Consider the following 12,784-nt stretch of genomic DNA (forward strand, 5'->3'; position numbering starts at 1 on the left):
CCAGGGTGCGCCGAATCAAAGAAGAGGAAGCAAGCGCTCCACGGATGCCATGCGAGAGATGGTCAGAGGCTTTCGGCGGGATTGTAGCTCAGCCCCCAATTTTCCAGCGCCTGTGCCATATCGGGCGGCAGCGGAGCGCGCAGCACCAGGGCCTGGCCTGTCATGGGATGGGTGAAGGCCAGCCGGAAGGCGTGCAGCGCCTGGCGCGCCATGCCGCCAGCCTCCTTGCCGCCGTAGACGGCATCGGCCACCAGCGGGTGGCCCAGCGATGCCATGTGCACGCGGATCTGGTGGGTGCGGCCCGTGTGCAGCGTGCAGCGCACCAGGCTGACTTCCTCGTTGCCGGCCAGCAGGTCGATGTCGGTGCGCGCGGTCTTGCCTGCATGCTGCGCCAGGTCGACCACGGCCATGCGCAGGCGGTTGCGCGGGTCGCGGCCGATGGGCGCATCGACCTCGCGGTGCTTGCGCGGGCCCCAGGCCTTGTGGGCCAGCGCCAGGTACTGGCGGCTGACATCGCGCGCGGCAATCATGGCCACCAGCGCGTCCATGGCGGCGCGGCTGCGCGCCACCACCATGAGCCCGCTGGTGTCCTTGTCCAGGCGGTGGACGATGCCGGCGCGCGGCACCTCCCGCGCCTTGGGGTCGCGTCCCAGCAGGCCGTTGAGCAGGGTTCCCGTCCAATTGCCCGGAGCCGGGTGCACGACCAGGCCAGCCGGCTTGTTGACGACCAGCAGGTGCTCGTCCTCATACACCACGTCCAGCGCCATGTCTTCGGGCTGGAAGGCCATGCTCTGCTGCGTGGGCCGCATCTCCAGCACCATCCGGTCGCCGGCGGCCACCTTGGTGGCCGGCTTGACCAGCACACGCCCATTGAGCGTGACCGCGCCCTGCGCCAGCAGTTGCTGCAGATAGCTGCGGGAGAACTCGGCCACGCATTCGGCCAGCACCTTGTCGGCGCGCAGGCCGTGCTGGGCCGGCGGCACGGTGATCTCGCGCAGCTCGGCTGCGGCGGCCTCGACCTCGCCGCCTTCGGCCTCGTCCTCGACCGGCTCCCACGGCGATTCGCCGGGCGCAGAAGAAACAAGCCCCTGCGGGGCAGGGGCTTGTCCGGTTTGCCTGGTGCTGCGGCTCATCAGCGCGAAGGCAGGTAGCGCGAAGGATCGACAGGCTTGCCCTGGCGACGCACCTCGAAGTGCAGCTTCACGCGGTCCGCGTCGGTGCTGCCCATCTCGGCGATCTTCTGGCCCTTGCGCACGGTCTGGTCTTCCTTGACCAGCAGCGTCTGGTTGTGCGCGTAGGCCGTGAGGTAGGTGTTGTTGTGCTTGAGGATGATCAGGTTGCCATAGCCACGCAGGCCGGCGCCGGCATAGACCACGCGGCCATCGGCAGCGGCCATCACGGGATCGCCGGCCTTGCCTGCGATGTCGTAACCCTTGTTGCGCGCCTCGTCAAAACCGGCGATCAGGCTGCCCGATGCAGGCCAGATGAAGTCCACATCGTCGGCGCCCTTGCCGGCTGCGGGTGCAGGGGCGGGTGCCGGGGTCGGTGCGGGTGCAGGCGTTGCCGTGGAGCCGCCCGACGATGCCACGGGTGGCAGCGGCGTTGCCACCACGGGCGAGCCGCTGGGCGTGGAGGAGGCAGTGGACGAGGGGCGCGTGCCGACGCTGTCCGAGCTGGTCGGCGGCACGACGCGCACCACCTGACCGACTTCGATCAGGTTGGGGTTCTCCAGATTGTTCCAGCGCGCGATGTCCTTCCAGCTCTGGCCGGTTTCCAGGCCGATGCGGATCAGCGTGTCACCGGGCTTGATCGTGTAGTAGCCGGGCTTGCCGGCGTTTTCGACGCCGGGCAGCGGCTTGACGGCTGCCGATGGCGAGGAAGAGGTGGAGGAGGTGGTGGTCGTTCCACGGTCCTCCACGGGAGCCCTGTTCACTTGGGATGTGCAGCCTGCCAGAACCATGCCGGCCAGCACCACCGTTCCCCAAGCCCCAAGACTTCGCGATACCAACATAAGTTATTCCCTTCTAGGCGATGCCCGATTTTAGGGGGACAAAGTTCACGGCCTCCAAAATCGACTGCGTAAACCCGTGTGAACTCTTGTCAATCACCAGCAGTGCCTGCTTACCACCCGTAACCACCATGGGCGCGACAAGCCGCCCGCCCACGGCCAGCTGGTCGCACCAGGCCGAGGGCATGCTCTCGCCGCCAGCGGCCGAGATGATGCCCGCATACGGCGCGCCGCTGCCATAGCCTTCCATGCCATCTCCAAAGATCAGATGGACATTGGTCAGCCGCCAGGGCCGCAGGTTGCTGCGCGCTTTCTCGTGCAGGCCGCGCAGGCGCTCGATCGAATAGACCTCGCGTGCCACGCGCGCCAGCACCGCCGCCTGGTAGCCGCAGCCCGTGCCGATTTCCAGCACGCGGCCCAGGCCCGACTTCGCGGCCTCCGAACCCAGCAGCAGCTCGGTCATGCGGGCGACCACGCTGGGCTTGGAGATCGTCTGGCCCAGGCCAATGGGCAGGCTGGTGTCTTCATAGGCCTGGTTGACCAGGGCGCTGTCCACAAAGCGGTGGCGCTCCACCGATCCCATGGCGGCCAGCACGGCCGGCGACTGTATGCCGGTGGCAGCCAGCCGCTGCACCATGCGGGCGCGGACGGCGGCCGAGTCCAGGCCGATGCCCGAAGGCTGTTGCGGGACACGGGCACCGGCCGGCGCCAGCGCAGAGCGCGCAGGCGCCGCGCGCGAGGCCGGCGCAGGGGTCTGCACCGAGCGCGCCACCCACGAGGGAACTCCGGGACGGCGCTCGCTCACGGTTGCACCGCCCCGCCCTGGCCGGCCGACGCCAGCCTGGCCGCCGTCTGTGCCCAGTAGCCCAGGTTGTCGTGGTCGGTCAGGTCCACCTTCAGCGGCGTGACGGACACATGGCCGTGCGCCGTGGCGTGGAAGTCCGTGCCCTCCGAGTCATCCTTGGCCGCGCCTGCGCTGCCTATCCAGTACATCATTTCGCCGCGCGGGCTCTCCTGGGTGATGACGCGTTCGGCCGCATGGCGGCGGCCCAGCCGGCACAGCTTGAGGGGCTTGAGCGCGGACAAGGGCATGTTGGGAATGTTCACGTTGAGCAGCCAGGGCGACAGGCCGATCAGCTCCTGCGATTGCATGTCCATGACCAGCTGGCGCGCGGCGGCGGCAGCGGCCTCGATCTCGGACCAGCCCTTGTCCACCTGCGAGAAGGCAATGGAGGGAATGCCGAACAGAAAGCCTTCCATGGCGGCGCCCACGGTGCCGGAATAGATGGTGTCGTCGCCCATGTTGGCGCCGTTGTTGATGCCGGAAACCACCAGGTCGGGCCGGTAGCCCAGCAGGCCGGTCAGGGCGATGTGCACGCAGTCCGCAGGCGTGCCATTGACATAGCGAAAGCCGTTGTGGGCCTGGTGCACATACAGCGGCGCGTTCAGCGTCAGGGCGTTGGACTTGGCACTGTTGTTGTGCTCCGGTGCCACCACCTCGACGTCTGCCACCGTGCGCAGCGCCTCGTACAGGGCCTGGATGCCGGGCGCCTGGTAGCCGTCGTCGTTACAAATGAGAATCTTCATGGATACAGCAGGGATTGCGGGCGATTGTAGGCGGGCGTCTCGTCGCCCGAGGGACAGGAGGCATTCCCACCACACTCCTATCATCGGCCAGGCATTCAATCACAGGAGACAACCACCATGCACGCTTGGCTTTGCACCACGCCCACAGGCGTCGATCAACTGCAGTGGACGCAGCTGCCCACGCCCACGCCGGGCCCGGGGCAGGTACTGCTCGAAGTGAAGGCGGCCAGCCTGAACTTTCCCGATCTGCTGATCGTGCAGAACAAGTACCAGATGAAGCCTGAGCTGCCGTTCGTGCCGGGCTCGGAATACGCGGGCGTGGTCCAGGCCGTGGGTGAAGGCGTGAGCCACCTGGCCGTGGGCCAGCGCGTGGCCTGCCTGTCGGGCACGGGGGGCTTCGGCACCCATACGCTGGCGCCGGCCGCGCTGTGCATGCCGCTGCCAGACGGTTTCAGCTTCGTCGATGCTGCGGCCTTCATCATGACCTATGCCACCTCGCACCATGCGCTGATCGACCGCGGCCAGCTGCGCGCGGGCGAGACCGTGCTGGTGCTGGGCGCGGCAGGCGGCGTGGGCACGGCCGCCATCCAGATCGCCAAGGCGGCGGGTGCGCGTGTGATCGCAGCGGCCTCCACCGACGAAAAGTGCGCGCTGTGCAAGGCACAGGGCGCCGATGCCACCATCAACTACAGCCAGGGCGATCTGCGCGCCGCCATCAAGGAAGCCACCGACGGCAAGGGCCCCGACGTGGTCTACGACCCCGTGGGCGGCGACTTCGCCGAGCCGGCCTTCCGCTCCATCGCCTGGCGCGGCCGCTATCTGATCGTGGGCTTTGCCGCTGGTCCGATTCCTGCCCTGCCGCTGAACCTGCCGCTGCTCAAGGGCGCATCGCTGGTGGGCGTCTTCTGGGGCGAGTTCTCCCGGCGCGAGCCCAAGGCCAATGCGGCCATGATGCAGGAGCTGGCGCAGTGGTACGGCCAGGGAAAGATCAAGCCCGTGATCGATCGCACCATGCCCATGGCCGAGCTGCACGCCGCCTATGCGCGCATGGGATCGCGCCAGGTGCAGGGCAAGCTGGTGATGGTCAACGAGCAGTGAACCGGGCGCTGGCCATGCCACACTGGAGGGCATTGCATTCTGAAACAACTGCCCACCCATGGCCGAGCGCTCCGCTTCCGAACTGGCACGCGAAACCCTGCGGCAACTGGCGCTGAACCGCCTGCCGCCCACACCGGAAAACTACACCCGCCTTTATGAACAGGCGGCTGGCGAGCCCGGCCCCGCCAGCTTTCCCCAGGGCCCGCTGCGCCACGTCCACGCGCTGCTGCCTGCGCAGACGCCGGGGCAAAAGCGCCTGCGCGACCAGCTGGGCGCCGCCATAGAGCGCAGCGACTGGCAAGGGCTGCAGCAGGTCATCACCGCCTATGCCAACGCGGCCCTGCAGCCGCCCGCCTATGAGGCCAGGCCCGTGGAGCTGCCCGTGCCGCCGCCCGTCCAGGCCCTGCCCGACGACCTGACCCAGCAGTTGGCGCGGCGCTTCGAGGCCTTGTCCACGCTGCTGGACACCCAGGACACCAAAACCGGGCAACTGCACCAGCAGCTGATGGAGCAGCTGCAATCGCCGCCCGTGGATGCCAAGGCCCTGGCGCGGCGCCTGCACGACCAGCACTACCAGCTGTCGTTCGCCATCGCCGACCAGCTTCAGGTCCTGCAGTTGATGCAGGAGTTGCTGCAGACCCTGGTGCAGCACCTGGCCCAGGACCCCACGCATGGCAGCTGGCTGGTGCAGCAGCTCACGGCCATCGAGCAGGCCATCACCCCGCCGCTGTCGCCCGCGCCTCTGGCCGATGCACGGCGCGAGCTGCAGACCGTGATCCACCGGCGCCTGCAGTTGCAGGACGGCATGGCCGCCGCGCAGCAGGCGCTCAGGGACATGCTGGGCGGCTTCGTCCAGCACCTGGCGCAGATCACGAGCAGCAACGAAACGCTGGGCGCCCGCATGGAAGAGGCGGCACGCCAGCTGGACGGCATCCAGCGCCTGGAAGATGCAGCCCCGCTGCTGCAGCAGGTGCTGGAGGCCACGCGCACCATGGCCGCCGGCAGCCGCGTGGCTCAGGAGGAGCTGCAGGCGCTGCGCGCCCATGTCGATGCCTGCGAGGCCCGCATCGAAACACTGCAGCAGGAGCTGGACGAGGCCGCGCGCCGCGCACGCCACGACCCGCTGACCGGCCAGCTCAACCGCCTGGGCGTGAGCGAGGCACTGGACCGCGAGGTGGCACGCGCACAGCGCCATGGCCAGCCGCTGAGCGTTGCCCTGGTCGATATGGACGGCATGCAGGCCCTCAATGCCGAGCTGGGGCACGCCATGGGCGATGCCGCGCTGGTGCATGTGGCCCAGCTGGCACGCCAAGGGCTGCGCCCGGAAGACGTGGTGGGCCGCTATGAAGGCCAGGCCTTCGTGCTGCTGCTGCCGCAGACCCCGGAGACGGCGGGCGCCCAGGCGCTGCAGCGCCTTCTGCAGTTGCTGGAGCAGGCGCCTTTGCCCGCATCTGCGCAGACCCCAGGCCAGCCCGCACCCCGGCCCCTGAGCTTCAGCGCGGGCGTGGCCCAGTTGCAAGGCCACGAAAACGGCATGGACGTGCTGCGCCGCGCCGACACCGCCATGCTGCAGGCCAAGGAGCGGGGCAAGCACTGCATTGCCACGGCATCAGGCGCACAATCGCAGCCAGTTGGAAATGCAGGCGCCGGCCTTTGATCCACCCAAGGCCACGCCCCGTCTTTCCCCGCTTTTTTGCGCCACCTGCCCCGAACCGCCATGCACCTGCCCTTCAGCGCCTCCGTCCCTGCACCGCGGCGCCAGTTTCTGGTCGGCTCGGGCCTGGCCACGGCGCTGGGCCAGTTGCCTGCCTGGGCCCGGCTGGGCGAGCGGCCTGCGCACAACCCCTTCACGCTGGGCGTGGCCAGCGGCGACCCCGAACCCGACAACGTGCTGCTGTGGACGCGGCTGACGCCACCGCTGTCCCAGCTGGGCGAGACCGACACCACGGCCATGCCTGCGCTCAAGATCCGCTGGGAGCTGGCGCACGACCCGCTGTTCCGCCACATCGTGCGCAGCGGCGAGGCCATGGCCCAGCCCGAATGGGGCCACGGCGTGCATGTGCAGGTGGGAGGACTGGCGCCCGACCGCTGGTACCACTACCGCTTCATGCTGGGACAGGCGGTCAGCGGCACGGGCCGCTGCCGCACGGCGCCCGCCCCCGGCAGCATGCCGCAGCGCCTGCGCCTGGCCTATGCCTCCTGCCAGCGCTGGGAGCACGGCTACTACGCGGCCTGGCGCCAGGTGGTGCAGGATGCGCCGGACCTGGTGATCTTCCTGGGCGACTACATCTACGAATACGCCACGCCCGCCATGACGCTGGGCCTGGCCCGCACGCACAACCTGCGCGCCGCGCAGACCCTGCAGGACTACCGCGACCGCTACGCCCTGCACAAGAGCGACCCGCTGCTGCAGGCCGCGCACGCCCTGTGCAACTGGTCCGTGGGCTGGGACGACCATGAGGTGGAAAACAACTACGCGGGCGACCAGGGCCAGGGCGATGCCGCGCGTTTCCTGGCCCGGCGCATGGCCGCCTGGCAGGCCTTCTACGAAAACATGCCGCTGCGTGCCAGCGCGCTGACGGGCGCCGGGGCATCGCATGGCGGCGGCGGCCTGCAGCTGTACCGCAGCCTGCAATGGGGCCGGCTGGCCCGGCTGCATCTGCTGGACGGCCGCCAGTACCGCAGCGCCCAGGCCTGCCGCACCGAGGGCGAGGCAGACAAGGGCAGCGTGCGCCCTGCGCAATGTGCGGCCCTGTCGGACACGGCGCGCAGCTTCCTGGGCTGGACTCAGGAGCAGTGGCTGTACCGCCAACTGGCCGAGGACGCACGCCACCAGGGCAGCGAGGGGCCGCGCTGGAGCATCCTGGCCCAGCCCACCCTGCTGTCGGCGCACCGGCCGCCCTCGGGATCGCAGGCCACGGACAGCTGGGACGGCTACCCGGCCGCGCGCCAGCGCCTGGTGCGCCACCTCACGCCGGGCGCCCAGCCCACGCCGCGCAACAGCGTGCTGCTGGGCGGCGACCTGCACCAGAACTACGTCTGTGCCGTGCATGCCGATCCCGAGGCCGCGCCCGAACGGCGCAACCCCATCGTGGCCAGCGAGTTCTGCAGCACCTCGATCACCTCGCGCAGCGGCACCACACAGGCCAAGGTCGATGCCATCGTCGCCCACAACCCGCAGGTGCTGTACGCACGCTGCGAGGAACGCGGCTATGGCCTGGCAGACATCACGCCCGAACGCTGGACCAGCGAGCTGCGTGCCGTGGCCAACCCCATGCGCGCCGACAGCCGCATCTACACGCTGGCCCGCTTCACCGTCGAGGACAGGCGGCCCGGCCCCGTAGCCAGCTGACAGGGCACTGACACAGGGCACGACCGAAGGGCACTTTCAGCAGGCCTGGGAATCAGTGGCTATCCTGACATCGCCCCCCGGCATGCCGCCTATCGTATGGTGAGCTGCCTTGCCCCGCCCACCAGAACACGGAAGCCATGCACCTGACTTTCAGCGCCTACTACACCCTGATCTTCGCCGCCCTTGTCCTTTTGCTGGGCAAATGGCTGGTGCAGCACCTGCGCCTGCTGCGCGAATTCAACATCCCCGAGCCCGTGGCCGGCGGTCTGGTCGTCGCCGTCGCCCTGTTCGTGCTCAACCAGACCCTGGGCTACACCTTCAGCTTCAGCAGCGAGCTGCAGATGGCCTTCATGCTGGTGTTTTTCTCATCCATCGGGCTGAGCGCCAATTTCGCCAAGCTGCGCGAAGGCGGCCGTTCGCTGCTGCTGTTCCTGGCCGTGGTCGCCGTCTTCATCGGCCTGCAGGACCTGGTGGGCGTGAGCCTGGCCACGATGCTCGGGCTCGACCCGCTGTTCGGGCTGATCGCAGGCTCCGTCACCCTGACGGGCGGCCATGGCACGGCGGGTGCCTGGGGCCAGGTTTTCGAGCGCGAATACGGTATTCAGGGCGCGGTCACGCTGGGCATTGCCTGTGCCACCTTCGGACTGGTGATCGGCGGCCTGATCGGCGGCCCGCTGGCCAAGGCCCTGATCACGCGCCGCCGGCTTGCCGTGCACGACCCCGCAGCCGCCCCCGAAAAACAGCCCCCGCTGGGCGAAAGTGCAAGCCACGGCGGCTTCGAGAATCCCGAGCAGACGCGCCTGATCACCACCAGCGCGGCCATAGAAACACTGGCCCTGTTCGCAGGCTGCCTGGGCTTTGCCGAGTTCATGGCGCAGTTCACCGCCGGCACCCTGTTCTCCCTGCCCACCTTCGTCTGGGCGCTGGCAGGCGGCGTCGTGATCCGCAATACGCTGGACTATGTCTTTCACTTCCAGGTATTCGACCGGGCCATCGACGTCTTCGGCAATGCCTCGCTGTCCATCTACCTGGCCATGGCCCTGCTGTCGCTCAAGCTGTGGGAGCTGGCGGGGCTGGCGGCGCCGCTGATGGTGATCCTGGCGGCCCAGACCCTGGTGATGGGCCTGTATGCCGCGCTGGTGACCTTCCGCATCATGGGCAGCAACTACGATGCGGCCGTGCTGGCCGCCGGCCACTGCGGTTTCGGCATGGGCGCCACGCCCACGGCCGTGGCCAACATGCAGGCCATCACCAACCAGTACGGCCCCTCGCACAAGGCCTTCCTCATCGTGCCGATGGTGGGCGCCTTCTTCGTCGACATCGTCAATGCCACGGTGATCCAGCTGTTCATCCGCTGGCTGCACTGACCACCGCAAACACCGAACGCCCCATGCCCCTGCTGCGCCGCGCCCTTGCCACCACCCAGGCGCTCGTCCTGGCCCTGCTGCTGGCAGGCTGCAGCCTGCCGCCGCTGGCCGGCCGCAGCGAATCCACGGCGCTGCCGCCCGAGGCCGCCCAGGCCACGCTGCTGGGCCAGGCGCTGGCACCGCTGCTGGACCAGCATCCGGGGCTTACCGGCATCCACGCGCTTTCCGATGCACGCAACGCCTACGCGGCGCGTGCCCTGCTGGCTCGCGTGGCCCAGCGCACGCTGGATGTGCAGTACTACATCTGGCGTGACGACACCACGGGCCACCTGCTGCTCGACGAACTGCGCCAGGCCGCCGACCGGGGCGTGCGCGTGCGCCTGCTGCTGGACGACGGCGGCACGGCGGGGCTGGACACCCAGCTCAGCGCGCTGGACCGGCATCCGCAGATCGAGGTACGGCTGTTCAACCCCTTTGCGCAGCGCACGCCCAAGGCGCTGGGCTATGTGACGGATTTCTCGCGCACGCAGCGGCGCATGCACAACAAGAGCTTCACGGCCGACAGCCAGGCCAGCATCGTGGGTGGACGCAACATCGGCGACGAGTACTTCGCGGCCACCGACGGCGTGCTGTTCGCCGACCTGGACGTGGTCGCCATGGGGCCGGTGGTGGCCGATATCGCGCACTCGTTCGACCAGTACTGGGCCAGCGCCTCGGCCTATCCCGTGGCCAGCCTGCTGCCGCCGCTGCCCGACTATGCGGTGGCGCGCGCCAGCGAGGCCCTGGCCACCGAGGTGCAGCGCCCCGAGGCCCAGGCCTATGTGCGCGCCGTGGCGCAAAGCCCGTTCACGCAAGAGCTGCTGGCCGGCCGCCTGCCACTGCAATGGGCCCGCACCACCCTGGTCAGCGACGACCCGGCCAAGGTGCTGGGCCAGGTGCCCAGGCAGGGGCTGCTGATCACGCAGCTGGCACCCGCCATCGGCCAGCCGCAGCGCCAGCTGGACCTGGTCTCGCCCTACTTCGTGCCCACCGAGGCCGGTGTGCGCGCCCTGGCCGGCCTGCGCCGCCAGGGCATTGCCGTGCGCGTGCTCACCAACAGCCTGGAGGCGACCGACGTGGCCGTGGTCCATGCCGGCTATGCCCGGTACCGGCGCCCGCTGATCGAGGAAGGCGTGCAGCTGTACGAGCTGCGCCGCCAGATCGGCGAGCCGGACACGCCCGCAGCCGATGCAGGCGTGCCCCGGCAAGCCCCCCCGTCGCCCGCCGCGTCCTCGGGCGGGAAGGCGGGCGTGGGTTCTGGCAGCCGCCCCGGCAGCTCGGGCTCCAGCCTGCATGCGAAGACTTTTGCGGTCGATGGCGAGCGCATCTTCGTGGGCTCGTTCAACTTCGACCCGCGCTCGGCCCACCTCAACACCGAGATGGGCCTGCTGATCGACAGCCCCGAGATGGCTTCGCAGATGAGCCGCATGCTCGACCAGAGCCTGCCGTCCGCCGCCTACCACGTGCAGATCGATGCACAGGGCCGCCTGAGCTGGACCACGGAAAGCGGCACGCCGCCTGAGCCACTCACCACCACCACCGAGCCCGGCAGCAGTGCATTCAAGCGCCTGATGCTGCGCGTGCTGGGCTGGCTGCCCATCGAGGGGCTGCTTTGATGCCGGGCCCGGCCGCTCAGTCCAGCCGGATCGACGGGCGCAGGCGCGAATTCATCAAATCGATCAGCCACAGCAGCCCCCCGCGCCAAAATCCGTAGATCCGCGCCTGATGCGAGCGGTACAGCATGATGTGGCTCAGCATGGCCATGCGCCCGCGGATCACGCCGCCGTTGAACAGGCCGAATTTGCCCAACGATCCATAGGCGTCGTAATGGGCCAATGACACCAGGGCGCCAAAGTCGCGGTAGGCAAAGCCTTCGGGGCGGAACCCCGGCTCCTTCAGCAGGCGCGGCAGCGTCTCCACCAGATAGCGGGCCTGCTGGTGCGCCACCTGGGCAGTGGGCGGCAGCGGCACGCTGGCGCCGGGCAGGGTGAAGCTGGCGCAGTCCCCTACGGCGTAGACATGGGGGTCGCTGGTCTGCAACTGGCCGTTGACCTTGAGCTGGTTGCCTTGCGTGGTCTCCAGTCCCAGCTGCGCCAGGAAGGCCGGGGCCTTCACGCCCGCTGCCCAGACGCGCAGGCCTGCGGGGACGAACTCGCCGCTGGCCAGAACGAACCCCTCTTCGCTGGCCGACTGCACGCGGCCGTTGACGATCACCGAAACGCCCAGGGCCTGCAGACGCAGGCGCGTGGCTTCGGAAATCTCTTCAGGAAAACCGGGCAGCAGGCGCGGCCCGGCCTCGATCAGCACGATGCCGAAGCGCGCGGCCTCGCCCAGCGCGCCGTAGGCGCGGGCGCTCTCGGCCAGCTGCACCAGCTCGGCCGCCAGCTCCACGCCCGTGGCGCCGCCGCCCACAATGGCCACGCGCAACTGCTCGCCGCTGGTCATGCAGCGCACCATGCGCAGGCGGATCTCGCTGTTGAAGGCATCGGCCTTGCGGCGCGAGTCGATCATGAAGCAGTGCTCGTCCACGCCCGGCGTGCCGAAATCATTGGCACCGCTGCCCACGGCGATCACCAGCCTGTCGTAGGCAATGCGCCGGCCCGGCACGATCTCGCGGCCATCGGGCGCCTCGATGGGGGCCAGCAGCACCTCGCGGGCCTCGCGGTCCAGGCCGCACATCTCGCCGGGCTGGTAGGCAAAGCTGGCGTCGCTGGCCTGGGCCAGGTAGGTGGTCTGCTGCTGGGCCAGGTCGCGCGTGCCGGCCGCAATGGTGTGCAGCATGGGCTTCCAGACATGGGCCGAATCGCTGTCCACCAGGGTCACGGAGCCGATGGCGTCCGCGCGCCCCTTGCCCAGCGCCGTGGCAATCTCCAGCCCCGCCACGCCACCGCCCACGACGACGATGCGCGCCCCGCCCGATCCCGTTGCCGAACCCGCTTCTTGTTCCTTGCCCATTGCTGCTCCCTCCCGGAAGGCCCGGCCGGCCGCACCATGCGCCGGCTTGCAGGACATTCGCTTCCAGACAGTCTTGATTCTTGTCAGTTTGGGTAGCAGGCGACTTGCTAGGGGTAAGCCCCAGATCTGCAACAGATATCTGATAGAAGACCGCCGATCACGCAAGGCCCAGTCTTGTACAGGACCGCGCTGCAGGAAAAACATCACCTTTGCCGGATGACCAGCCGGACGTGATCATTGCGCTATCAACACAAGAGCATCCACGCCGTCCTTCGCGCAGTCTTGCCGACGACATGACGGCCTGCATCTGCAGACCTGCACGAATGCCCCGCCTCCGGGCCCGCGATTTGCGATTGTCAATATACGAAACGTATATTC

10 protein-coding genes are annotated in these 12,784 nt (G+C 68.9%); 5 read left to right on the forward strand and 5 right to left on the reverse strand.

What is annotated here, in order from left to right; translation table 11 throughout:
* Nucleotides 1–62 precede the first annotated feature (62 nt).
* From DACI_RS25410 to surE, 4 genes are read right to left on the reverse strand one after another with little or no spacing between them, the layout of a single operon-like run.
* Complete coding sequence (locus DACI_RS25410; RefSeq protein WP_012206825.1) at nt 63–1,133, reverse strand: RluA family pseudouridine synthase; 1,071 nt, start codon at nt 1,131–1,133, stop codon at nt 63–65.
* Nucleotides 1,133–2,011, reverse strand: coding sequence for a peptidoglycan DD-metalloendopeptidase family protein (locus DACI_RS25415; protein WP_012206826.1), 879 nt, complete (start codon nt 2,009–2,011; stop codon nt 1,133–1,135). Before DACI_RS25415 ends, DACI_RS25410 begins: the two co-directional genes overlap by 1 nt.
* A gap of 13 nt (nt 2,012–2,024) precedes the next feature.
* Complete coding sequence (locus DACI_RS25420) at nt 2,025–2,813, reverse strand: protein-L-isoaspartate(D-aspartate) O-methyltransferase (protein ID WP_013801166.1); 789 nt, start codon at nt 2,811–2,813, stop codon at nt 2,025–2,027.
* The gene (surE, locus tag DACI_RS25425; RefSeq protein ID WP_043782596.1) at nt 2,810–3,595 is read right to left on the reverse strand and encodes a 5'/3'-nucleotidase SurE; all 786 of its coding nucleotides are present in this window, start codon (nt 3,593–3,595) and stop codon (nt 2,810–2,812) included. Before surE ends, DACI_RS25420 begins: the two co-directional genes overlap by 4 nt.
* Before the next feature lie 117 nt (nt 3,596–3,712).
* Here surE and DACI_RS25430 point away from each other — a divergent pair, with 117 nt between their 5' ends.
* From DACI_RS25430 to DACI_RS25450, 5 genes are all read left to right on the forward strand, one after another.
* The gene (locus DACI_RS25430; protein WP_012206829.1) at nt 3,713–4,693 is read left to right on the forward strand and encodes an NADPH:quinone oxidoreductase family protein; all 981 of its coding nucleotides are present in this window, start codon (nt 3,713–3,715) and stop codon (nt 4,691–4,693) included.
* A 58-nt stretch (nt 4,694–4,751) separates the two neighbouring features.
* Nucleotides 4,752–6,350, forward strand: a complete 1,599-nt coding sequence (locus DACI_RS25435) for a GGDEF domain-containing protein (RefSeq protein ID WP_012206830.1) — start codon at nt 4,752–4,754, stop codon at nt 6,348–6,350.
* 60 nt (nt 6,351–6,410) lie between these two features.
* Nucleotides 6,411–8,045 (forward strand): alkaline phosphatase D family protein, encoded by a 1,635-nt coding sequence (locus DACI_RS25440; RefSeq protein WP_012206831.1) that lies wholly within the window; start codon nt 6,411–6,413, stop codon nt 8,043–8,045.
* Nucleotides 8,046–8,182: 137 nt separating this feature from the next.
* A complete protein-coding gene (gene gltS, locus DACI_RS25445; protein ID WP_012206832.1) occupies nt 8,183–9,412 on the forward strand; it encodes a sodium/glutamate symporter in 1,230 nt (409 codons plus the stop codon).
* A 23-nt stretch (nt 9,413–9,435) separates the two neighbouring features.
* Nucleotides 9,436–11,067 (forward strand): phospholipase D family protein, encoded by a 1,632-nt coding sequence (locus DACI_RS25450; RefSeq protein WP_012206833.1) that lies wholly within the window; start codon nt 9,436–9,438, stop codon nt 11,065–11,067.
* Nucleotides 11,068–11,083: 16 nt separating this feature from the next.
* Here the strand turns inward: DACI_RS25450 and DACI_RS25455 are convergent, their stop codons facing one another.
* Nucleotides 11,084–12,406 (reverse strand): NAD(P)/FAD-dependent oxidoreductase, encoded by a 1,323-nt coding sequence (locus tag DACI_RS25455; protein ID WP_012206834.1) that lies wholly within the window; start codon nt 12,404–12,406, stop codon nt 11,084–11,086.
* Between the last annotated feature and the right edge of the window lie 378 nt (nt 12,407–12,784).

Origin of the sequence: Delftia acidovorans SPH-1 (assembly GCF_000018665.1) — a bacterium.
GTDB classification, from domain to species: domain Bacteria; phylum Pseudomonadota; class Gammaproteobacteria; order Burkholderiales; family Burkholderiaceae_C; genus Comamonas; species Comamonas acidovorans.

Excerpts from the sequence above, each read along its gene's own strand:
- gltS (WP_012206832.1), top strand. The coding sequence starts at position 8,183 with ATGCACCTGACTTTCAGCGCCTACTACACCCTGATCTTCGCCGCCCTT.
- DACI_RS25450 (WP_012206833.1), top strand. The coding sequence starts at position 9,436 with ATGCCCCTGCTGCGCCGCGCCCTTGCCACCACCCAGGCGCTCGTCCTG.
- DACI_RS25435 (WP_012206830.1), top strand. The coding sequence starts at position 4,752 with ATGGCCGAGCGCTCCGCTTCCGAACTGGCACGCGAAACCCTGCGGCAA.
- DACI_RS25415 (WP_012206826.1), bottom strand. The coding sequence starts at position 2,011 with ATGTTGGTATCGCGAAGTCTTGGGGCTTGGGGAACGGTGGTGCTGGCC.
- DACI_RS25410 (WP_012206825.1), bottom strand. The coding sequence starts at position 1,133 with ATGAGCCGCAGCACCAGGCAAACCGGACAAGCCCCTGCCCCGCAGGGG.
- surE (WP_043782596.1), bottom strand. The coding sequence starts at position 3,595 with ATGAAGATTCTCATTTGTAACGACGACGGCTACCAGGCGCCCGGCATC.
- DACI_RS25430 (WP_012206829.1), top strand. The coding sequence starts at position 3,713 with ATGCACGCTTGGCTTTGCACCACGCCCACAGGCGTCGATCAACTGCAG.
- DACI_RS25440 (WP_012206831.1), top strand. The coding sequence starts at position 6,411 with ATGCACCTGCCCTTCAGCGCCTCCGTCCCTGCACCGCGGCGCCAGTTT.
- DACI_RS25455 (WP_012206834.1), bottom strand. The coding sequence starts at position 12,406 with ATGGGCAAGGAACAAGAAGCGGGTTCGGCAACGGGATCGGGCGGGGCG.